Raw genomic sequence first — 20,974 nt, 5'->3', positions numbered from 1 at the left:
ATGCACAAAACAAGTCCTCATCGCCATCAGCGTCTCGCAGATCAAATTCAGCGCGATCTTGCAGAGTTGATCCCCCGGGAATTGCGTGACCCCTTGAATGGTTTAATTACCATTCAAGCGGTGGAGCTATCGCCTGATCTCGCGCATGCGAAAGTGTATTTCACGGTTTTGGGTGGTGATCCACAGTATGCGCTGGGATCGCTACAAGAGAAAGCCGGATACTTACACTCTCTTCTCTTTAAGCGGATGCATACCCATACCGTACCTACTTTGCATTTTGTGTTTGATACCTCGATAGAGCGGGGCGCAGAGATGTCACGATTAATTGATCAGGCCTTGGGCTCAAAGCCTAATTAATAGCGATGGCGCAACGAATTGATGGGGTGGTCTTACTAGACAAACCCAATGGTATGAGTTCCCAAGGTGCGGTCACTGCGGTTAAGCGCTATTTTCAGGCAGAAAAGGCTGGTCATACCGGTACCTTAGACCCAATGGCAACGGGTCTGTTACCTATTTGTTTGGGTGAGGCCACCAAGTACTCTCAAGATCTTTTGGATGCCGATAAGACCTATATCGCAACTCTACGTTTTGGGATCGAAACTGATACGGGTGATGCTGAGGGGCAGGTATTAGCCGAGCGATCGACTGCCGAAGTCGCGGATGATTTGATGGCCAAAACACTCTTGGAGGCAATCCTACCTAAATTCATGGGTGATATTGAGCAGATTCCACCAATGTACTCGGCATTAAAACGCGATGGCAAACCCCTTTACGAATACGCTCGTTCGGGTGTGGAGATTGAGCGTGAGCCCCGAAAAATTACTATTTACTCGATTCGTCTTGTCGCTATTCATTGGCCCCATGTAGAGATCGAAGTCCACTGCAGCAAGGGAACCTATATCCGGGTCTTGGCTCAAGATATTGGTAACGCATTGGGTTGTGGTGCACATTTGAGCGCCTTGCGACGCACCAAGGTTGGCCATCTGAGTTTGGAGCAGAGTTGCACCCTAGAGTCTCTTGAAAATACCTCCACGGTATTGCTCCCAGTCGATGCCTTATTGCAAACTCTGCCTGAGTTGACGGTAGATGACCAACAGGCCAAACGCCTAGAAATGGGTCAGCGCGTACCATGTGCCCTCAATCGCGCCAGCCAGTGGGCTAATTCTTTATTTCGGATTTATCGCAGCCAAGCCTTGCCGCAAAACTTTATTGGAACAGCGGATTGGCGTAGCGGGGTGTTGCACCCAAGGCGATTTATCGCTCAACGACTTTTGAACCAAAACTAATTGATCTTTTTGTAAAGCAACTCATGACCAAACGCGCACTTCGTAATATCGCCATCATCGCCCACGTTGACCACGGCAAAACCACTCTGGTTGATCAGCTCTTACGGCAATCTGGAACCTTTCGCTCTAATGAAAAGATCTCCGAACGAATCATGGATTCCAATGATCTCGAGAAAGAGCGTGGTATCACCATCTTGGCTAAAAACTGCGCTGTGGAGTATGAGGGTACACACATCAACATTGTCGATACCCCAGGGCATGCGGACTTCGGCGGCGAGGTTGAACGCGTTCTCTCGATGGTCGATGGTGTATTACTGCTGGTCGATGCGGTTGAAGGCCCGATGCCCCAAACCAGATTTGTGACAAAGAAAGCCCTTGCCTTGGGTTTAAAGCCCATCGTTGTCATCAATAAGGTGGATCGTCCTGGTGCCCGTTGTGATTATGTGATTAACGCAACCTTTGAGCTCTTTGATAAATTGGGCGCAACCGAAGAGCAGTTAGACTTCCCGGTCATTTATGCCTCTGGCTTAAATGGCTATGCCGGCACCGATGAGAATGTGCGTTCTGGCGATATGCGTCCACTCTTTAATGCAGTACTAACGCATGTGCCAGTGCGCGATGATGAAATCGATGCCCCATTGCAGTTGCAGATCTCATCGATTGATTACAGCAACTATGTGGGCAAAATTGGTGTAGGCCGCATTCGGCGCGGCAAAATTAAACCCGGTACCGATGTGGTCTGCATCAATGGTCCCGATGGCACACCCTTTAAGGGTCGCATCAATCAAGTGCTGAAGTTCAAGGGTCTTGAGCGCGAAGTGGTTGATGAAGCCATTGCGGGTGACATTGTTTTGGTGAATGGTATTGAAGGCTTAGCAATTGGTACCACGATCTGCGCACCTGAGCAGGTCGATGCCTTGCCGATGCTCAAGATCGATGAGCCAACCCTCACCATGAACTTCATGGTGAACACCAGCCCTCTGGCTGGTCGTGAGGGAAAGTTTGTGACCAGTCGGCAAATTCGGGAGCGCTTGGATCGCGAGCTCAAATCCAATATGGCGTTGCGGGTACGTGATACGGATGACGATACCGTATTTGAAGTATCGGGTCGGGGCGAACTCCATCTCACTATTTTGGTTGAGAACATGCGACGCGAGGGTTATGAGTTAGCGGTGTCACGACCCCGTGTAGTGTTTCATGAAGAAAATGGCGTGAAGTTAGAGCCCTACGAGAACCTCACGGTGGATGTGGAAGATTCCACACAAGGTGGGGTGATGGAAGAGTTGGGTAAGCGCAAAGCCGAGCTCCTGGACATGGTGAGTGATGGTAAAGGGCGTACGCGTCTTGAGTATCGGGTTCCAGCGCGAGGCTTGATTGGATTTCAGGGGGAATTTATGACCCTCACCCGTGGTAACGGACTCATGAGCCATAACTTTGACTCGTATGGCCCCGTCAAAGATGGCATTTTGGGTGAGCGCCACAATGGCGTATTAATTAGCCAAGATGATGGCGATGCGGTTGCCTATGCATTGTGGAAGCTACAAGACCGTGGCCGTATGTTTGTATCGCCCGGCGACCCTCTCTATGAGGGCATGATTATTGGGATTCATAGTCGTGATAATGATCTAGTGGTGAATCCCATTAAAGGGAAGCAGCTCACTAACGTGCGCGCCTCTGGAACCGATGAGGCAGTGCGCCTTGTACCGCCCGTGCAACTCACCTTGGAATACGCTGTGGAATTTATTGCCGATGATGAGTTGGTTGAGGTGACCCCCAAGAGCATCCGCCTACGCAAGCGCTTCCTGAAAGAGCATGAGCGTAAGAAGGCCTCGCGCGAGGAAGTGTAAGTCGGATCCCCATCAGAAAAATGTAGTAACATTGCTACATTTAATAGGTTATGGGGAATAAAGTGCCAAAGACCTTATCAAGCCGAGAATTTAACCAAGACACCAGCGGTGCTAAAAAAGCCTGTCAATCAGGCCCGGTATTTATTACGGATCGCGGCAAGCCCTCGCATGTATTGATGCGTTATGAGGATTACCAACGCGTGATCGGTCAGCAAAAAACCATCCTTGATCTTGTGGGTATGCCTGGATTAGCCGAGATCGAGTTCGAGCCTGAGAAAATAAAGCGCTTAACGAAGCCAAGCAATCTTTCCTAATGTACCTTCTCGACACCAATGTCATCTCTGAGCTCAGAAAAGCGGGCACGTCCAAGATTCATCCACAAGTTCATGATTGGGCACAATCGATTGCCCCATCTCGGATGTTTCTCTCGGTGATTAGTATTCTAGAAATTGAACAAGGCATTCTGTCGGTTGCGCGCCGAGATAAAAAGCAGGGCCAGTTATTAAAAAAATGGCTGATGCAAATGATTCTCCCGGTATTTGCTGATCGAATTATTCCAATTGATGTTCCAATTGCACTTCGCTGCGCTGATCTCCATGTTCCCAATCCATCTTCTGAGCGAGACGCCATGATTGCAGCGACTGCGATTGAGCACCGCCTGACATTGGTTACGCGCAATACCAGCGACTTTGATCCAACGAAATTGAAGTTAATCAATCCTTGGGACTAATTGCATGAGTACCAAGCGCTTAGCCGTTGCTCCCATGATGGAGTGGACCGATCGCCATTGCCGGGCATTTCATCGAATGCTGACTAAGCGCGCCGTACTGTATACCGAGATGGTAACCACAGGGGCGCTTTTACACGGGGACCAGGCACGGCATTTGGATTTCAGTCATGAAGAGCACCCAGTGGTTTTGCAACTCGGTGGGAGTGATCCTGCTGAGCTCGCCCAATGTGCAGCACTTGCCCAACAATGGGGCTATGACGAAATTGATCTCAATTGTGGTTGCCCCTCCGAGCGGGTCCAAAAAGGGGCGTTTGGGGCATGCCTAATGGCTGAACCCGAACTCGTAGCCCAGTGCGTGAGTGCGATGCGTGCTGCCTGCGATCTGCCGATTTCGGTTAAGCATCGTTTGGGGCTTGATCAAATGGATGCGGCCCAATCGTCGCGTGACTACCAATTTGTATTGGATTTTGTACTGGGAGTCGCTGCTGCGGGGGCTTCTCAGGTTACGATTCATGCTCGCAATGCGGTCTTGAAAGGCCTATCACCTAAAGAAAATCGCACTAAGCCCCCATTGCACTATGAGGTCGCCAAGCAATTACGTCGCGACGCACAAAAGCGCTATCCAAATCTAAACGTATTACTCAATGGTGGCTTAGAGTCCAATCACGATATGGCGCAGCATTGGTCTGATTTTGATGGTTTTATGATTGGTCGCGCTGCCTACCATTTTCCGGCCATGCTCTTGGGTTGGGATGATCTCATTGAAAGTAATGGCAATGCAGTGGGTTACCTCTTTAGTGAGGCAGATTGGCATCGAGTGCAAATTGGCTTGATTCAATACAGTCAAGCATGGTTGGCCGATTGCCAAGCCAACCACAAACTGTTTTATCTTGGAGCCATCACCCGTCACATCATGGGCTTAGCGCACGGGCGCGCTGGATCGCGCCGGTGGCGTCAACGCTTATCCGATCATCATGCTTTGGCAAAAGTGAAGACAGCCGATGCTATTGAAACCTTCTTTTTGGAGGCCAGTATGGAGCTGGGAGATTGGGCGCTATTTGAGCCCCCGTCAATCGGTTCGGGAGCATAGTCGTTATAATGCGTTTATAGCAATGGTGGACGTAGCTCAGTTGGTAGAGTCCCAGATTGTGATTCTGGTTGTCGCGGGTTCGAGTCCCGTCGTTCACCCCATTCGCTACTGACTCGGTCTCACGTCAATTACTTCAATAATCGCCGTATTGCGATCCGCCTCCCCGATGATGAGTTCACTGCGGTCCTGAACAGTAGGGATCACAATTTCTTCACAAATTGGTTTAGAACTAAACACGTTGAAGAAACTGCAATCCTTTTTGGTCGCTGCGGATGTGGCATGTTCGAGCGGGGAGCGCCCTGTAGTTACCGTTGAGGTAACGCTAACTGCGGTCATTGGGCTCGCTGCCGCCGCAGATCCTGCAGCGGTACCGACACTACTGGCGGCTGCCATGAGAGGGGCCGCACAGCCCTGTAACGCGACAAGGCTGATTAAGATAAAAAAACAGAGTAGGGTGAGCGCCCCTTGGTTGCTGATTAATTGCTTAATTGGATTAGTTTGCGCGACACGCAAGGTTATAAACTCCTGCCGGCCAATCGCCGCTCACGATTGCCTCAAAACTGCTATTTGGGGTCTTGATTTCATCAACCACCTTGCCTTCACCACGCTTACCCGACATAAATTTGACCTCTAAGGGGCGATATTGAACTTGTCCGCAATGGTATTCATTCAGGCCAATGATGGAGTTCACGGGTAGCTTGGTTTTAGGTTCAACCCCAGGCTTCTTCAGATCGAGCATCGATAGAACTTGTACCTTATCCCCAGATTTCTTGATACTAGATTTATCAATCAAAATCGTGATGAACTCATTGCTTCCCAGTTCATCCCAGGCAGCTAAAGCAACATTAGAGGAAAGAGCAAAGATCGAAACACTGAGAAGTTGAAGAATAATTTTCATGATAATCCTCTGTAATTAATAGGGATTGTAATGGGTCGATGCCATAACTCAAAACGACTTAGTCTTGAGGACCAATTCACGTTGGACCTGTTTGGGCTTCATTGCCAATGGGATGACTTGATTGTTTGCCCATGCATCGCTTAGATTGCGATAGCGTTGACTTTGAACCCAACCGGACTGACCCGTCGGAAACATGAAGACCGATTGTTCTGGATCATTTAGGTCATAGATTGCTCGCAGACTGGGCGCATGATTGGCCGCAAAAGGCGCTTTGGGATTGTTCAGCACAGGACGTCCAACATTGACCGTAAAGGCATCTCCTGGAAATGGGACGCTAACATTAAATAGTCCCGACAGGAAGGGAATGTTTTTGAAAGGACGATGCTCGGAAACGGCGTGATGCGCTTTACCCCAGCGCCAATCATTCGCGGATTTTCCATAACGTTGACTCAAATCATTTAAGGCACGCTGCAATGCAAGATTGGCGGCACCTTGGCAATTTTCTATCTCAGTTGTGGTGTGCACATCACACCACGGACTATTGGGATTGCTGATTTGATTGAGGAGCGCTCCCCGAAAATGGCGCCTGCCATATTCCTCGGTAAATGAATCCCCTAAACGAGAGAATAAGATTCGTGTTAATTGATCAACCCAGGCATTGAAGACCAAAGCGGCTACCGAATCCGCACTCATACTTCCATTAAAACCATCGATCGCTGACTGGATGCTAGGCTGCAGGGCATGACCCGAGCGAGCACTCTTGAATAAGGCCAAGAGGGGCTGCGCCCCCAAGGAAAGCACATCGCCTTGCATCGCTTGCATGGAAGTACGATCATGCTGGTCTTTTGCCCCAATCATCGCTTCGATGCGGTCGTATCGAAAGGGGAGATCCCAATCTCCAGTTAGTGGGTTTGGATTCGTTGCAGAAACAATTTCTTGATTGGCACTTGCTAGCCACTCTGAGCCTGGATTCGAAAAACTGGGCAATTGCTCAAACGGTACATATGCCGCCCAATCATATTGGCGCTCCCACCCCAGAGCCGGTGCAACTCCATATAGACCCTGGTGCAATTGCCTGCGTGGCGCAATCCCAGCAACTTGTAATGCAATATTACCTTGAGTATCTGCTATCGCTACGGTTTGCATTGGGGCATAGTGGTAACGCAAGGCAGCCTTCAATGAGTCAACCGAATCGGCTCGATTCATGAGAATACCGCCCATCAAGGTTTGATTCTCGATATCCAAGGCCGTCCAGCGTAGGGCTAGTGCATAACGCTGCGTATCAATCACTTTCTTAGCGCGGGCATGACTGTCCGAAATGATAGGACCATGGCGACTTTGCCTAACCACAAATCGTAGCGGTGGCTTATCTTTAATCTGAATAATCTCCTCGCGCGCCAAAAAAGAGATCGCACCGTCTGGGCCAATATATTGATTGGGATTGCTCGGATCAATCTTTTCCAAATAAAGATCTTGCACGTCGGGGCCAGTATTGGTAAATCCCCAGGCAATTTTGTCGGTCCTTCCCAGAACAATCGCCGGGATACCTGGCAAGGTAGCGCCGATTACATTTAAACCCGGAGCCTCTAGGTGCGCAAAGTACCAAGTTGACGGTGCACTTAGGCCCAAATGCGGATCATTCGCCAGCAGAGGTTTACCAGAGACCGTTTTTTTGCCTGTGAGTACCCAGTTGTTGGAGCCCAAGCCCTCTTGCTGATCGCTTAGCCACCCAACAGTATCAGCCTGTTTTAGTAAGTAAGGCTCACCCTCTCGAGATGCTTGAGCTTTAGATTGAGCGGGTCTAAAAATTTGATGTTCGCGATACAGCTTGGCAAAATCCATCGAAGTAACTGGATTGCTGCCAGGGTAGGGTGGCATGACTTGCCAAATCTCAGCCGTGTTGAGATATTGCGAGAGCTCTAAGCGAAATAATTCTTTTTGCCAATTGTCACCCAGATCCAATGCCATCATCAGAGACCAAGCAACGCTATCCGCAGCAGACCAATAACCAGGTTTCGATCCAGTCAAAAAATACTCGATTGGTAAAGCCCAGCCAAGTGACTGATTGCCAGCATTGATGCCATCCGCATAGGCTTGCAACAATTGCTTAAATTCAGCAGGGTAGCGTTCGAACTGTTTCTCGGCTGCTTGTTTAATGCCTAAGGTGCGGATAAAGCGATCAAGCGAGACCGTGCGTTCACCCAAAATTTCAGAGAGACGCCCTGAAGCCAAGCGCCGACTAATCTCAAGTTGCCAAGAGCGTTCGGTAGCATGCACAAATCCCAGGGCGTAATACACATCGCGTTGCGTTTTTGCTTTAATGTGCGGGACGTCGTTCTCATCAAACTGAATGTTTACCGCTTGAGCTAGACCGGTGCTAATAACGGTTCCAGAATAATTGGATTTGGCGCTTATCCAGTAGCCGACTATCACTAAAGCAATGAATGCGAGTAAGACTACAAACGCAATTACAAAGTAACGCAAGAAGTGCGATAGTTGCATCATCGATCTAGAGGATTTCATCAGGACTCATGCTGGCATAAAAAACCCCGCCGAAGCGGGGTTGAGATCTCAGACTATTACTTGTACAGAACCCCTGGTAACCACAAACCAATCTGTGGGAATGTGTAGAGCAAGACAATAGCAATTACTTGGATGCCCATGAATGGCAACATGCCCATGAAGATTTGATTTAAGGTGACGTGCGGAGGTGCAACGCCTTTGAGGTAGAACGCTGACATCGCAACCGGGGGTGAGAGGAAAGCGGTTTGCAAGTTCAGAGCAACCAATAAACCAAAAAACAATGGATTGATACCAAAATTATCGAGCAATGGTACAAAGATCGGCATGAAGATCACGATGATCTCGGTCCATTCCAGTGGCCAACCCAATAAGAAAATAATGATCTGCGAGAGGATCAAAAATTCGATGGGGCTTAAGCCAAGCGAGAGAACCCATTTTTCCACTAAATCTTGGCCACCAAGCAAAGCAAAGGCTGCCGAGAAAATTGAGGATCCCACAAACAACCAGCACACCATTGCTGCCGTCTTCGCAGTCAGAAACACGGACTCTTTTACAACCGTGATATTCAACTGCTTATATGCGGCAGCTAAGATAAAGCCGCCAATCGCTCCGACAGCCGCCGCCTCCGTAGGAGTTGCCAGTCCAAAAACAATTGAACCCAGCACAAACAGAATGAGTACTGCCAGCGGGAAGAACGATCCCAATAGCATCTTGAAAATCTCAAGACGAACCCAGGTGAGTAGGGCGTAGTAGATCAACAGAATCGCACCAAGGATGCCAGTCATGATCCAGAACCATAAAGGGGCATCAACCGGCTTGGGCGGCTCAGCAGCTTTTGCAGGCTCTTCGCTAGCGCTTACTTGTGCAGCCGCAGGTTTTTCATCCTCGGCGCCTGGTGGGAGCGAAAGACCTGTGCTTGAAGACTCTTTTTCAGCCCCGGGAGGCTCGCTAAGACCTGTTGAGCTTGATTCGCCTGAATAATCTGAACCGCTTCCCGCAAATCCCATCGGCATGAGATCCATCTCGATTACTTCAGCAGGTTTGGTTGCGATTTGATACATCGACCCCGTAAAACCAATAAATACGATTAAGGGCAATAGCGTCACGATGAGAGATTTAGCAATCTCTGTGCCACTGACGTTGAGATTACGTTTGCCTTTCAGGGCCATTAAAAGCGCCGGAATTACTTTTTGGCTTAATTTTTCACCGAGCTCGGTGTAGCTCATTGGTAATGGAACTTTTCGATCCTCTTCAGCCAATGGCGGCATCAATTTGGGCTTGAGTTTTGCCAGAATAATCACATAGCCAATGTATAAGGTGGCTAACATGATTCCTGGAAAGAAAGCACCTGCATACAGCTGCACGACAGATACTCCAGCAGTTGCGCCATAGACGATCAACATGACAGAGGGGGGGATTAAAATTCCTAAACATCCGCCCGCCGTAATGCAGCCAGCAGAGACACGGGGATCGTAACCGGCCTTTAACATTTGGGGCAGAGCCAGCAGGCCCATCAGTGTGACCACAGCACCCACAATACCAGTCGCGGTCGCAAAAATCGCGCAAGTGAAAATGGTTGCGACTGCTAAAGAGCCTGGTACGCGAACCAAGGCGAGGTGCAATGAGCGGAATAATTTTTCAATTAAGTTCGCACGTTCGACCAAATACCCCATGAATACAAACAGGGGGATTGAAATGAGCACGTCATTGGTCATCACCCCATACGCACGCTGAACCATGAGCATTAAGGTGTTCTGAAGAGCTAACTCAGGATTTTGAAAACTATAGGCAAAAAAAGTAAAAATCATGCCCATGCCCATGAGGGTAAAAGCGGTGGGAAAGCCCAACATAATGGCAACCACCACTAGAGCTAGCATCAGTAGGCCGATGTGACCGCTCTCAATATTGCCCCATGGCATGAGAATTAAGGTGGCCACCACCACCAGGGTCATGATGGAGAAACCGAATAATAGTTCTTTACGCATAGTATTTATTCCTTGTCTTTGCCAACCATGGCTTTGAGGGCATCAACGTCAACTTCCTCAACATCCTGTTCTCGTGAGGGCCATTCACCCTCGCGGATGCATACCACGCAGCGCATGATTTCAACGATGCCTTGGAGCAAAAGAAATACGCCCGCAAGCGGAATAATTGTTTTGAAGGGATAGATAGGAGGGCCATCCGCAGTAATCGATGAATGCTCCAAAATTCTCCAGGAGTCAGCGGCAAAAATGTAGCCCGCATACGCTAACGCAATAATCCCTGGGATGAAAAATACTACATACAAAATCAAATCAAAGATTGCTTGGGTACGAGGCTTTAAAAAGCCGTACAAAATATCACCGCGCACATGTCCATTCTTGGCAAGAGTGTACGCACCAGCCATCATAAACATCGTGCCATACAGCATCATTTGTGCATCAAATGCCCATGCATGGGGGCTATTTAAGACGTATCGTGAAAAGACTTCATATCCGATTAGTCCGGTCAAGCCGATCACCAACCAGGAGAAGCAATGACCAACAAAAGTAGATATTTTGTCGACCGTCAGGAATAGGTTTTGCATAACGGTATCCTTGAAACTAATATAAGAAATGGGATGGTTAGTAACTAACCATCCCATTGAATTACAGCAACCGGTATTCTAACAAGAAAACCGGCTTTATTCAGCCTTGATTAGGATTTCTTGGCTGGAGCTGCTGGCTGACCAAAATAATAGTCATAAGCCATACGGCGCTGAACGTTGGTGTCCAAATCCCACTTCACAGCACGTTTAGCAAATGCCTTCTGTGAGTCAACAATCTTCTTGAAGATTGGGTTTTCAGCAGACTTCTTGGCAACCACATCATCAAATACTTTGAGCTGGGCGCGCAATACCGAGTCAGGAGTTTTGAAGAACTTAACGCCTTGCTTGGTTTGCATGTCTTCGTAAGCAGAAGAGTAGCGATCAACAGCCTTCCATGACATATCAGCAGAGGAGGCCTCCACAGCGTAGTCAAGGATGTTACGAAGTTTTGCGGGCATTGCGTTGTACTTGGTGCCGTTAAAGAGGATCTCGAACTGCTCAGCATTTTGGTGGTAGCTCTGCAACATGCAAACCTTCGATACGTCTGGGAAGCCCAATTGACGATCTGAGGAAGCATTATTAAATTCAGCTGCATCCAAAAGGCCGCGATCCATCGCAGGAACGATCTCACCGCCTGGCAGTGCGTTCACTGAAACACCCATCGCGGTGAACATGTCAATCGAAATACCAACGGTACGGTACTTGAGGCCTTTCATGTCCTCAATTTTGGTCACAGGCTTTTTGAACCAGCCGAGTGGCTGAGTAGGCATTGGGCCATAGACATAGGACTTCACGTTGGCGCCAACGGTTTTATAAAGCTCCTCGAGCAACTGTTGGCCGCCGCCGTATTTGTGCCAAGAGAGCAGCATGTTTGCGTCCATACCAAAAGAAGGACCTGATCCCCAGAGTGCTAGGGCTGAGTTCTTACCGTAGTGATAAACCACCACGCCATGGCCACCATCTAAGGTGCCCTTTGACACCGCATCTAACAAACCAAAAGCAGGAACCACTGCACCAGCAGGCAGAACTTCAATCTTCAGTTCACCACCAGTCATGTCATTCACTTTTTTCGCGAAGTCGAGTGCGTACTCGTGGAAGATATCCTTTGCGGGCCAAGTGGATTGGAAGCGCAAACTTTGTGGCGCTGCTTGACCTTTAGAAATCATTGGGAAGCTAAGAGCGGCTGCTCCAGCGCTACCGACTGCTGCACCTTTCAAAAATTTACGGCGCGGTGCTTGTTTTTTGGTTTCGGACATTCATATCTCCTGGTTAATATCAATTAAATACTGCGTGTAAAGCAGAAGGAAATTGTAGGATTATTGGAAAGAATCATATATGGGGTAAACCCTTTGTTTGCATGGCTTCATGGTTATTTTTAAAGGCTGTGCGGTAAGGGTCAATTCTCTGCTCGTGATACGATTCAGTCTGCGATTCATTGTTGCGACGCATCACCATGCGTAAACTATTTATTACAATGTTGGATTGCGTTTGCCCGAGTGGTGAAATCGGTAGACACAGCAGATTTAAAATCTGCCGCTCATAAAAAGGGCGTGCCGGTTCGATTCCGGCCTCGGGCACCAATTACGGATTTCGGACGCAGCGAAATCCGATGTAGACCACCACGGTGTTCTCAGGCTTGGTTGCCACATTCCCCTCCATTTGCTGTTCTGGTCCATACCACCACGAGGCCCCGCGGGTAATGCGCTCACTGTTAACTTTAGTTGACGTCCATTCCCATACATTGCCCCCCATATCCGATAGGCCATTCACCCCTGGCTGAGTCGTCCCGGCTGCAACATGGCCATCGCCACGGAGCAAACTTCCTGCTGGAGCCAAGCCTTTGTAGTTCCCACAGGCTGAACTTAAGCAATGGGAGCCCTTCGGGGTGCTGCCATTTGGGTAGGGGTAGCGCTGGCCCCGCTGAAAACCGGCCGGCGGGGCTTTACGTTGCTCCAAAAAGGCTGCCTCAGTCCATTCTTTATCAGTCGGTAAGCGTTTGCCAAAGAATTCGCAGATTGCTTGGGCCTCAAAAGCATTGAGGTGGACGGCCGGTTCATTGTCACCAGCTGATACCCCGTAGGGAGTTCGCCAGGTCCAGCCAGGTTTTTTCACAAAGCCCAATTCATAGGAAGTGCCACCACCAGCTTTCTCAGCCGCGCTTTGAAATCCGGTTGCAGCGGCATAGCGTTTGACCTCGCCAATCGTCGTTTCATGCTGATCCCAAAGAATGCCGTGGACCTCAAGACTCGGAATGGTTGATTTTGCGGACTGTGCGAATGTATGGAAGCTCAGTGTCAGTAATGACAATATGCAAATTTTGCTAATTGTGAGAATATTCATAAAAGTTTGTTAATCTCAATCTTGATGTACAAGCATTTTTGCTGAATTCCAAATCTTTTGCACACGGAATTTTTGAGCAACCAAGCCCATGAAAAAACCCATTCTCTTTCTTCTCAGTGCGCTCTTTCTAGTTCAAACCGTTTGGGCGAATCCGGAGCCGACTAAAAATACGCGAGAGACTGCAAAAGCGGATGCACCCATGACTGCAGAGGTATTGGCAGTCTTTTTTACTCCGCCGACGGGAGCGGCACGGGGATTAATTCGTTATTTGGATGGCGCCAAGAAAACTATTCAGGTGATGACCTATAGCTTTACCTATTTGGAGATTGCAGACGCGCTTGCGAGAGCAGCCAAACGCGGTGTGGAAGTGCAGGTAATTCAGGATGGGCCAACTGCAGCAAATAACTTTGATGTGATCCCGGTATTGCTTAAGGGAGGCGTCTCAGTTCGGGGCAACAAAGCCCATCGCATTTTTCATCATAAGGTGATGATTATTGACGGCGAGATTGTCGTGACTGGGAGTTATAACTTCACCAACAGTGCCGAGAAAAGTAATGCCGAGAACATGATTATTTTGCGCTCGACTCCTTTAGCGCAGCAGTATTACAAAAACTTTGTTTCGCATTGGGAGCGCAGTTACCCGATTACCACGCCGCCTGAGCGTAAGACAGTCAAACCCAATTAATCAGGCTCGGTCACAAACCCTAATTTTGTTAAGCCCGCTCGACGCGATGCGGCAAGCACCTGAGCAACCGCATCGTAGCGTACCGATTTATCAGCCCGTAAGTTGATCTCGGGTTGCGGGTCTTTCTTAGCGGCTTTATCCGCATACGCGGTAAAGGTTGCTAAGTCGATGGGTGTGCTATTCCAAAAGATTTGGCCTTTGCCATCAATCGTCAACTGAACCGACTCAGGCTTTACTTCATTGCGCACGCTATTGGCTTTGGGAAGTTCTACCTTCACCGCTTGTTGAACGACCGGTAGGGTGATCATAAAAATAATGAGTAATACCAACATGACATCTACCATGGGTGTCATGTTGATCTCGGCCATCATGCCATCTTCTTGCTGATCGTTTGAGGGATTACTAAAGGACATGATTAATCTTTCTGGGCAACGCGTGCACCAGTGACAAAGTAAGCCAGGAGATCGTTGGCAAAGCGATTGAGGTCGGCAACTACTAAGCGATTAGTGCGATTAATGGTGTTGTAGCCAAGCACTGCTGGAATTGCAACGGCGAGACCAAAAGCGGTCATGATGAGTGCCTCACCGATTGGACCGGCGACTTGATCGATCTGCGCGCTCCCAGAGCTGCTAATCGCAATCAGGGCATGATAGATTCCCCAGACGGTGCCAAACAAGCCGATAAATGGTGCGGTTGCCCCAGTGGACGCTAAAAAAGTTAATCCTTTTTGCAACTGTGCCGTTGAGGTATCAACCCCATTTTTTAAACTGCGCGCCATCCACTCGGAATAATTGAGGGTTTGGAATAGTTCACGATGACTAGTACTTTGGTTCTGATGATGCGCCGAAGCTTCGTTGCCAGTCTTTGCAACCATAAAGAAAGGATTGATCGCATGATTACTCAGGCTATTAAGTCCCTCATCAAAGGAGCGGGCTCGCCAAAAGGAATCTAATTCACCCTTGAGACGTTTGATATTACGTAATCCCCACAGGCGACTGATCAAAATGACCCAGGTCACGATTGACATAAATAAAAGTAGAAGAGCCACAAAGTGCGTGACGAAGTCACCTTGGGTCCAAAGATGGTGAAGGCCAAACGCGTTGTTCATATTAGGGGCTCTTTAGGTTGAATTTAATTAATAGATTGGTTGAGATTTTAGTGGGACTGCCGTTAATGGTGTACGGTTTAAATCGATAGCGCTTCCCAATTTCCATCGCGGCTCGATCAAGCCTGGGATAGGAGCTAGACTGCAGTAATCGCGCTTCTTCCACTTCACCGGACTCGCTAATGATGAGCCTAACCACCACCTCACCTTGCTCGCCCGCCCGTTTTGAGAATGAAGGGTAATACGGATCAGCGTCGGGCTGATAGACCACCACCAATTTACCAATATCGGTTTGGATGGGGGTGCCGCTGACACCACCGCCTGAAGTGGGGGGTGCAACATTGGCTGTTTGGGAGCTATCGCTAGCTTTGGTGGGCGGGGTCTCTGCTGCGGCCGCTGTTTTTGGGGCGGGCGCTGAGCTTGGCGCAGGAGATTCGGTTTTCTCTAGTTTTTTGGGTTGTGGCTTTGGGGTTGGTTTGGGTGCCTCAACTGGAACCTTAGGGGCTGGGGGTGCGGCTGTCTTAGCGGGCGCTTGCGGCGCCTCTGGAGCCAGAAGATTTGCCATGACGCGCTCGTCATTTTGATAATCCGGCGGCTTAGGACTTAAACCAAACTGAAAGGGAATGATTAATGACAAGTGCGCCAGAATCACCAGAGCAATGATGATGCGCTCATCCCGTGAGAAGGGAAGGTGCCAATGTGCGGAACTTGCAGAGGCCATGCTCAAATCATCAATGATTGTTGGTCGACGCTACGGGGTGACAGGGGAGTTTGCAATAAACGCTCTGCCATTGCGAGTAATGTATCCGCATTTGCAGTGCTCAGCAACTTTAATGACGCGACCCCTGATTCTTCAGCTAGTCTGTGCTGCAGAAGCTGCCGACTTAATTGACGAACCACCGCATCACTGGTATCGACGATGGTAATGGATGTACCAATGAGTTCCTTAATCTGGTTTTTCAGAAAAGGGTAATGCGTACAACCCAAAACCAAGGTATCTGCTTGCGCCTCAACAATCCCTTTGAGATGCGTTTGCAACAGAGCATGCATGGCTGGAGATTCAATTTGACCATCCTCGATGAGCGGCACCAGGCCGGCGCCCGCTTGCTTAATAAAGCGACAGTGCCTGGGTAATGTGGCTAAGAGCGCATTGAACTTATCGCTATTAAGGGTTGCCTCGGTTGCGAGGACGCCCACAACGCCATTTTGGGATTGCATCGCTGCCGGTTTAATACCGGGCTCGACACCAATGATGGGTATTTGAAGCTCAGAGCGGATTTGCGCAATCGCTTCTGCGGTTGCGGTATTGCATGCCACCACAATGGCATCGCAACCTTGATCAACCAGGTAGCGACACATCTGCAAACTGCGCTTGGCAATCCAAGACGCAGATTTTTCTCCGTAGGGTGCGTTGGCAGAATCGGCTAAGTAAATGTAATGATGCCGGGGTAGTTGTTTGAGCGCCTCATCCAAAATGGATAAACCGCCAACCCCAGAATCAAATACACCGATCGTTGCCAAGGTTGCTTACCAGTCAGTCTATTAAGCGACGCTCACTGGAATCTTGCCAATTTTCATTTGCCATTCTTTAGGACCCGTTTCATGCATGGAGATCCCTTGAGAGTCAACCGCTACAGTCACTGGCATATCGACCACATCGAATTCGTAGATGGCTTCCATCCCTAAATCTTGAAATGCAACCACCTTCGCATGGGCAATCGCTTTAGATACTAAATAGGCAGCGCCACCTACTGCCATCAAATATGCAGAGCGATGCTTCTTGATGGACTCGATCGCTACAGGGCCGCGTTCGGCTTTACCAATCATGGCGATCAAACCGGTTTGCCCCAACATTGTCTCGGTAAATTTATCCATTCGAGTGGCGGTAGTTGGGCCTGCTGGACCGACCGCTTCGCCACGCACGGGGTCAACGGGCCCAACATAATAGATCACGCGATTTTTAAAGCTAACAGGTAAAGACTCGCCTTTAGCCAACATATCAGCAATGCGTTTGTGGGCCGCATCACGGCCGGTGAGAATCTTGCCATTCAGCAATAGCGTCTGACCCGGTTTCCAGCTGGCCACCTCCTCGGGTGTTAATGCATTGACATCGATGCGCTTAGATTGCTTAGTATCAGGTTGCCAAGCAACGGCAGGCCAGTCGCTTAGAGATGGGATATCAAAATGAGCTGGGCCGTTACCGTCAAGATGAAAATGAACATGCCGTGTCGCCGCACAGTTCGGAATCATTGCCACTGGTAAAGAGGCGGCGTGTGTTGGGTAGTCCATGATCTTCACATCAAGAACGGTTGCGAGTCCACCAAGACCTTGAGCGCCGATCCCTAATTGATTGACCTTTTCATAGATCTCAAGACGTAACTCATCAATGCGATTTTGGGGTCCGCGCGCAATGAGTTCTTGAATATCAATGGGCGCCATCAAGGATTCTTTAGCAAGCAACGCTGCTTTCTCAGGCGTGCCACCAATTCCGATTCCGAGAATGCCGGGAGGGCACCAGCCAGCACCCATCGTGGGAACTGTTTTTATAACCCAATCCACAATGGAATCAGATGGATTGAGCATCACCATCTTCGCCTTGTTCTCGGAACCTCCCCCTTTGGCTGCGCAGATTACCTCAAGATCATCGCCTGGCACGATCTCATAATGAATCACCGCAGGCGTGTTATCACCCGAGTTTTTGCGCTTACCGGCGGGGTCTAAGAGCACCGAGCCACGCAATGGATTATCAGGATTCATGTAAGCGCGCCGCACACCTTCATTGACCATGTCAGCAACACTCATGGTGGCGCCGCTCCAGTTGATGTTCATACCCACCTTCAGGAAGACCACTGCAATCCCGGTGTCCTGACAAATTGGTCGCTTACCCTCGGCACACATTTTGCTATTGGTCAAAATTTGAGCAATCGCATCTTTTGCTGCTGGGCCTTGTTCAAGCTCGTAGGCACGCCCCATGGCTTGAATGAAATCCCGAGGATGGTAGTAGGAAATAAACTGGAAAGCGTCCGCAATGCTTTGAATCAGGTCGTCTTGGCGTATCGTAGGCATAGGAATATTTCAAAAAGTGGAATGAAATGAGCATTTTAAGGGTTTGCCATAGGGCAAATCAGGACTTAATTCACTTATCGTCATGTGAAACGATAGACCGATTGTTTGTTGTGTTGTCACTATAAGTTTTTAGAGAGGGTGTTATTCGTATGGAACCATTAATGCAAGAAAACCGGATTTTTAATCCACCCGCTGATTTTGTAAAAAACGCCGCCATTTCAGGAATGGACGCTTACAAAAAGTTATGCGCAGAAGCTGAGAAAGATTACGAGGGATTTTGGGGGCGCTTGGCTAAAGAAAATCTCTATTGGAAGCAAGTGTTCACGACAGTGCTCGATGACTCTAAGGCGCCTTTTTATAAATGGTTTGAAGATGGCACCACCAATGCCTCATACAACTGCCTTGATCGTAATTTGCAAAATGGCAATGCGAACAAAACTGCCATCATTTTTGAGTCGGATGATGGCAAAGTAACCAATGTCACCTATCAAGAGCTGCATGATCGTGTTTGTCAATTGGCAAATGCTTTGCGTAAACGCGGTATTAAAAAGGGTGATCGCGTCATCATTTATATGCCGATGTCAGTCGAGGGCGTGATTGCCATGCAAGCATGCGCTCGTATTGGTGCCACACACTCGGTGGTATTCGGAGGCTTCTCTGCCAAATCGCTGCAAGAGCGCATCATTGATGCGGGAGCGGTGGCAGTGATTACTGCCGATGAGCAAATGCGTGGCGGTAAAGCCTTGCCTCTAAAAACGATTGTGGATGAAGCGCTATCACTCGGTGGTTGCGAGAACATTAAAAACGTGATCGTCTACAAGCGTACGGGCGGCAACATTCCGTTTAAGGCCGGCCTTGATTCGTGGATGCACGAGGTGACCGCTAATGAAGCAAAAACCTGTGATCCAGAATGGGTGAGCGCTGAGCATCCCTTATTTATTTTGTATACCTCGGGCTCAACCGGCAAGCCAAAAGGCGTGCAACATTCTACCGGTGGCTATCTACTGTGGGCCATTCTCACGATGAAGTGGACCTTTGATATCAAGCCAAGCGATATCTTTTGGTGCACGGCCGATATTGGTTGGGTCACTGGCCACTCTTATATTGCGTATGGCCCATTAGCAGTCGGTGGAACGCAAATTGTGTTTGAGGGTGTGCCTACATTCCCAAATGCTGGCCGTTTTTGGGAGATGATCCAAAAACACAAGGCCACAATTTTCTATACAGCACCCACTGCGATTCGTTCTTTGATCAAAGCATCAAATACGGATCCAAGTGTGCATCCTAAAAATTATGATCTCAGCTCATTGCGTCTTTTGGGATCAGTGGGCGAGCCGATTAATCCAGAGGCATGGATGTGGTACTACGAGAACATTGGCGGCTCGCGTTGTCCGATTGCCGATACCTTCTGGCAAACCGAGACCGGTGGTCACATGATTAGCCCATTGCCCGGTGCAACCCCGATGGTTCCTGGCTCTTGCACCTTGCCATTGCCTGGCATTATGGCTGCCATTGTGGACGAAACGGGTAACGATATGCCCAATGGGCAGGGCGGCATCTTGGTAGTGAAGCGTCCATGGCCATCGATGATCCGTACGATTTGGGGTGACCCCGACCGCTTTGTCAAAGCGTATTTCCCAGACGAGTTTGGTCGCAAACTTTATTTGGCGGGTGATGGTGCGATTCGAAATAAAGATACAGGCTATTTCACGATTACTGGCCGTATCGATGACGTTCTGAACGTTTCAGGGCATCGTATGGGCACGATGGAAATTGAATCAACCCTCGTTGCCAATCCCCTAGTCGCTGAGGCTGCTGTTGTAGGGCGCCCTGATGACATGACCGGTGAAGCGATTTGCGCTTTCGTGGTTCTCAAGGGTAAGCGACCCGAAGGGGAGGAGGCCAAGAAGATTGCCACCGAGTTACGCAATTGGGTAGGTAAAGAGATTGGTCCGATTGCAAAGCCAAAGGATGTGCGTTTTGGTGATAACTTGCCAAAGACCCGTTCTGGAAAGATTATGCGCAGACTCTTGCGTGTGATTGCCAAGGGCGAGGACATCACACAGGATACCTCCACGCTTGAAAATCCAGCGATCTTGGAGCAATTAAAGAAGTCGCTGTAAGCGTCACAAAAGCAACAGAAATCATCTGCCACTCTTCGAACCGTATAATGAACGGTTTCGGAGAGGTGGATGAGCGGTTTAAGTCGCACGCCTGGAAAGCGTGTGTAGGTTAATAGCCTACCGCGGGTTCGAATCCCGCCCTCTCCGCCAAATGGCAATGAATCGCTTTAAATTGCGATCCACTCTTTAGCTTTCAGGTCATTCAGTTAAATTATCTGTATGCAGCCTCATGTGAACAAAAACCGGCTTGGTGAAGAGATCAAAAAAATGCTGATCTTGTTCATCTATTTTTCAATCTGGTTCTGCGCGCTTGCATTTCTGAGTTTCTCGGTGGAGCGTTTGCAAGGCTTTCCCTATATCCATATTGGCTTGGCTTTAGTGAAAGCATTGTTGTGTGCCAAGTTCATGTTGATGGGCCAGATGTTATATCCGATCGAGAGTAAGCGTGATAAACCGCTCATTGGGCAGATCCTGCCTCGCTCGATTGTCTATGTAGGTGTCGTAGTTTTGTTGAGCGCTCTCGAATCCGGGATAGAGGGTTGGTTTCATCATCGTGGCTTTATTAGCTCTTTAGCTAATTTCGGAAACGGTGACCCCATCCATATACTGGCACTAAGTTTGATCTATTGGTTAATTGTGTTGCCTTACCTCACATTTATGAGCTTGCAATCGGTCATCGGGTCGCCGGAGATGAAAAAGATTTTTTGGGGCTAAT

At 48.9% G+C, this 20,974-nt stretch carries 21 protein-coding genes and 3 tRNA genes; 12 read left to right on the top strand and 12 right to left on the bottom strand.

Features of this window, described 5'->3' with window-relative positions:
• The 7 genes from rbfA (at position 1) to QUE64_RS06435 (ending at position 5,054) form a co-directional block, all read left to right on the top strand.
• Positions 1 to 357 (top strand): 30S ribosome-binding factor RbfA, encoded by a 357-nt coding sequence (gene rbfA, locus QUE64_RS06465; protein WP_108508795.1) that lies wholly within the window; start codon positions 1 to 3, stop codon positions 355 to 357.
• Between the two features lie 5 nt (positions 358 to 362).
• Positions 363 to 1,286 carry a tRNA pseudouridine(55) synthase TruB gene (gene truB, locus QUE64_RS06460; RefSeq protein ID WP_286225026.1) on the top strand — a complete coding sequence of 308 codons (924 nt, stop codon included), beginning with the start codon at positions 363 to 365 and terminating at the stop codon, positions 1,284 to 1,286.
• Positions 1,287 to 1,309: 23 nt separating this feature from the next.
• Positions 1,310 to 3,133: a translational GTPase TypA gene (typA, locus tag QUE64_RS06455; RefSeq protein WP_286225025.1), complete on the top strand. Its 1,824-nt coding sequence runs from the start codon at positions 1,310 to 1,312 to the stop codon at positions 3,131 to 3,133.
• Between the two features lie 62 nt (positions 3,134 to 3,195).
• Positions 3,196 to 3,447 (top strand): type II toxin-antitoxin system Phd/YefM family antitoxin, encoded by a 252-nt coding sequence (locus QUE64_RS06450; RefSeq protein ID WP_286223257.1) that lies wholly within the window; start codon positions 3,196 to 3,198, stop codon positions 3,445 to 3,447.
• Positions 3,447 to 3,863, top strand: a complete 417-nt coding sequence (locus QUE64_RS06445; RefSeq protein WP_286223256.1) for a type II toxin-antitoxin system VapC family toxin — start codon at positions 3,447 to 3,449, stop codon at positions 3,861 to 3,863. The genes QUE64_RS06450 and QUE64_RS06445 overlap by 1 nt, the downstream gene beginning before the upstream one ends.
• Before the next feature lie 4 nt (positions 3,864 to 3,867).
• A complete protein-coding gene (dusA, locus tag QUE64_RS06440) occupies positions 3,868 to 4,953 on the top strand; it encodes a tRNA dihydrouridine(20/20a) synthase DusA (protein WP_286225024.1) in 1,086 nt (361 codons plus the stop codon).
• Between the two features lie 25 nt (positions 4,954 to 4,978).
• Positions 4,979 to 5,054 (top strand) — tRNA-His (locus QUE64_RS06435).
• 4 nt (positions 5,055 to 5,058) lie between these two features.
• Here the strand turns inward: QUE64_RS06435 and QUE64_RS06430 are convergent.
• From QUE64_RS06430 to QUE64_RS06405, 6 genes are all read right to left on the bottom strand, one after another.
• Complete coding sequence (locus QUE64_RS06430) at positions 5,059 to 5,466, bottom strand: hypothetical protein (RefSeq protein ID WP_286225023.1); 408 nt, start codon at positions 5,464 to 5,466, stop codon at positions 5,059 to 5,061.
• Entirely contained in the window at positions 5,447 to 5,851 is a 405-nt protein-coding gene (locus QUE64_RS06425) for a surface-adhesin E family protein (protein WP_286223253.1), read from the bottom strand. The genes QUE64_RS06430 and QUE64_RS06425 overlap by 20 nt, the downstream gene beginning before the upstream one ends.
• A gap of 48 nt (positions 5,852 to 5,899) precedes the next feature.
• Positions 5,900 to 8,356 (bottom strand): penicillin acylase family protein, encoded by a 2,457-nt coding sequence (locus tag QUE64_RS06420; RefSeq protein WP_286225022.1) that lies wholly within the window; start codon positions 8,354 to 8,356, stop codon positions 5,900 to 5,902.
• A gap of 74 nt (positions 8,357 to 8,430) precedes the next feature.
• On the bottom strand, positions 8,431 to 10,359 hold the full coding sequence (locus QUE64_RS06415) for a TRAP transporter large permease (RefSeq protein ID WP_286225021.1): 1,929 nt from the start codon (positions 10,357 to 10,359) through the stop codon (positions 8,431 to 8,433).
• A 5-nt stretch (positions 10,360 to 10,364) separates the two neighbouring features.
• Positions 10,365 to 10,940, bottom strand: a complete 576-nt coding sequence (locus QUE64_RS06410; RefSeq protein ID WP_286225020.1) for a TRAP transporter small permease subunit — start codon at positions 10,938 to 10,940, stop codon at positions 10,365 to 10,367.
• 110 nt (positions 10,941 to 11,050) lie between these two features.
• Positions 11,051 to 12,196: a TRAP transporter substrate-binding protein gene (locus QUE64_RS06405; RefSeq protein WP_286225019.1), complete on the bottom strand. Its 1,146-nt coding sequence runs from the start codon at positions 12,194 to 12,196 to the stop codon at positions 11,051 to 11,053.
• A gap of 234 nt (positions 12,197 to 12,430) precedes the next feature.
• Between QUE64_RS06405 and QUE64_RS06400 the strand changes: the two genes are divergently transcribed.
• Positions 12,431 to 12,520 (top strand) — tRNA-Leu (locus tag QUE64_RS06400).
• 1 nt (position 12,521) lies between these two features.
• Here QUE64_RS06400 and QUE64_RS06395 read toward each other — a convergent pair.
• Positions 12,522 to 13,280 carry a formylglycine-generating enzyme family protein gene (locus QUE64_RS06395; RefSeq protein ID WP_286225018.1) on the bottom strand — a complete coding sequence of 253 codons (759 nt, stop codon included), beginning with the start codon at positions 13,278 to 13,280 and terminating at the stop codon, positions 12,522 to 12,524.
• An 88-nt stretch (positions 13,281 to 13,368) separates the two neighbouring features.
• On the opposite strand from QUE64_RS06395, the gene QUE64_RS06390 reads away from it, so the two are divergent.
• Complete coding sequence (locus tag QUE64_RS06390; protein WP_286225017.1) at positions 13,369 to 13,965, top strand: phospholipase D family nuclease; 597 nt, start codon at positions 13,369 to 13,371, stop codon at positions 13,963 to 13,965.
• On the opposite strand, the gene QUE64_RS06385 is transcribed toward QUE64_RS06390, so the two are convergent.
• From QUE64_RS06385 to QUE64_RS06365, 5 genes are read right to left on the bottom strand one after another with little or no spacing between them, the layout of a single operon-like run.
• Positions 13,962 to 14,378, bottom strand: coding sequence for an ExbD/TolR family protein (locus tag QUE64_RS06385; RefSeq protein ID WP_108508781.1), 417 nt, complete (start codon positions 14,376 to 14,378; stop codon positions 13,962 to 13,964). The genes QUE64_RS06390 and QUE64_RS06385 overlap by 4 nt on opposite strands.
• 2 nt (positions 14,379 to 14,380) lie before the next feature.
• The gene (locus QUE64_RS06380; protein ID WP_286225016.1) at positions 14,381 to 15,073 is read right to left on the bottom strand and encodes a MotA/TolQ/ExbB proton channel family protein; all 693 of its coding nucleotides are present in this window, start codon (positions 15,071 to 15,073) and stop codon (positions 14,381 to 14,383) included.
• Position 15,074: 1 nt separating this feature from the next.
• Entirely contained in the window at positions 15,075 to 15,791 is a 717-nt protein-coding gene (locus QUE64_RS06375) for an energy transducer TonB (RefSeq protein WP_286225015.1), read from the bottom strand.
• A gap of 2 nt (positions 15,792 to 15,793) precedes the next feature.
• Entirely contained in the window at positions 15,794 to 16,591 is a 798-nt protein-coding gene (murI, locus tag QUE64_RS06370; RefSeq protein ID WP_286225014.1) for a glutamate racemase, read from the bottom strand.
• A 21-nt stretch (positions 16,592 to 16,612) separates the two neighbouring features.
• Positions 16,613 to 18,136 (bottom strand): fumarate hydratase, encoded by a 1,524-nt coding sequence (locus QUE64_RS06365; RefSeq protein ID WP_286225013.1) that lies wholly within the window; start codon positions 18,134 to 18,136, stop codon positions 16,613 to 16,615.
• Between the two features lie 149 nt (positions 18,137 to 18,285).
• Between QUE64_RS06365 and acs the strand changes: the two genes are divergently transcribed.
• The 3 genes from acs to QUE64_RS06350 all read left to right on the top strand — a co-directional run bounded on the left by acs (position 18,286) and on the right by QUE64_RS06350 (position 20,973).
• On the top strand, positions 18,286 to 20,259 hold the full coding sequence (gene acs / locus QUE64_RS06360) for an acetate--CoA ligase (RefSeq protein ID WP_286225012.1): 1,974 nt from the start codon (positions 18,286 to 18,288) through the stop codon (positions 20,257 to 20,259).
• Positions 20,260 to 20,318: 59 nt separating this feature from the next.
• Positions 20,319 to 20,409 (top strand) — tRNA-Ser (locus QUE64_RS06355).
• An 81-nt stretch (positions 20,410 to 20,490) separates the two neighbouring features.
• Positions 20,491 to 20,973 carry a hypothetical protein gene (locus QUE64_RS06350; RefSeq protein ID WP_286223241.1) on the top strand — a complete coding sequence of 161 codons (483 nt, stop codon included), beginning with the start codon at positions 20,491 to 20,493 and terminating at the stop codon, positions 20,971 to 20,973.
• The last annotated feature ends 1 nt before the right edge of the window (position 20,974 follow it).

This window comes from Polynucleobacter sp. HIN7, from assembly GCF_030297595.1.
Lineage (GTDB): Bacteria > Pseudomonadota > Gammaproteobacteria > Burkholderiales > Burkholderiaceae > Polynucleobacter.
This window is presented reverse-complemented; position numbering and strand designations above follow the sequence as displayed.

Excerpts from the sequence above, each read along its gene's own strand:
- QUE64_RS06385 (WP_108508781.1), bottom strand. The coding sequence starts at position 14,378 with ATGTCCTTTAGTAATCCCTCAAACGATCAGCAAGAAGATGGCATGATG.
- QUE64_RS06415 (WP_286225021.1), bottom strand. The coding sequence starts at position 10,359 with ATGCGTAAAGAACTATTATTCGGTTTCTCCATCATGACCCTGGTGGTG.
- QUE64_RS06405 (WP_286225019.1), bottom strand. The coding sequence starts at position 12,196 with ATGTCCGAAACCAAAAAACAAGCACCGCGCCGTAAATTTTTGAAAGGT.
- QUE64_RS06375 (WP_286225015.1), bottom strand. The coding sequence starts at position 15,791 with ATGGCCTCTGCAAGTTCCGCACATTGGCACCTTCCCTTCTCACGGGAT.
- dusA (WP_286225024.1), top strand. The coding sequence starts at position 3,868 with ATGAGTACCAAGCGCTTAGCCGTTGCTCCCATGATGGAGTGGACCGAT.
- QUE64_RS06380 (WP_286225016.1), bottom strand. The coding sequence starts at position 15,073 with ATGAACAACGCGTTTGGCCTTCACCATCTTTGGACCCAAGGTGACTTC.
- rbfA (WP_108508795.1), top strand. The coding sequence starts at position 1 with ATGCACAAAACAAGTCCTCATCGCCATCAGCGTCTCGCAGATCAAATT.
- QUE64_RS06420 (WP_286225022.1), bottom strand. The coding sequence starts at position 8,356 with ATGATGCAACTATCGCACTTCTTGCGTTACTTTGTAATTGCGTTTGTA.
- QUE64_RS06365 (WP_286225013.1), bottom strand. The coding sequence starts at position 18,136 with ATGCCTACGATACGCCAAGACGACCTGATTCAAAGCATTGCGGACGCT.
- QUE64_RS06445 (WP_286223256.1), top strand. The coding sequence starts at position 3,447 with ATGTACCTTCTCGACACCAATGTCATCTCTGAGCTCAGAAAAGCGGGC.
- QUE64_RS06390 (WP_286225017.1), top strand. The coding sequence starts at position 13,369 with ATGAAAAAACCCATTCTCTTTCTTCTCAGTGCGCTCTTTCTAGTTCAA.
- QUE64_RS06395 (WP_286225018.1), bottom strand. The coding sequence starts at position 13,280 with ATGAATATTCTCACAATTAGCAAAATTTGCATATTGTCATTACTGACA.
- QUE64_RS06425 (WP_286223253.1), bottom strand. The coding sequence starts at position 5,851 with ATGAAAATTATTCTTCAACTTCTCAGTGTTTCGATCTTTGCTCTTTCC.
- typA (WP_286225025.1), top strand. The coding sequence starts at position 1,310 with ATGACCAAACGCGCACTTCGTAATATCGCCATCATCGCCCACGTTGAC.
- truB (WP_286225026.1), top strand. The coding sequence starts at position 363 with ATGGCGCAACGAATTGATGGGGTGGTCTTACTAGACAAACCCAATGGT.
- acs (WP_286225012.1), top strand. The coding sequence starts at position 18,286 with ATGGAACCATTAATGCAAGAAAACCGGATTTTTAATCCACCCGCTGAT.
- QUE64_RS06410 (WP_286225020.1), bottom strand. The coding sequence starts at position 10,940 with ATGCAAAACCTATTCCTGACGGTCGACAAAATATCTACTTTTGTTGGT.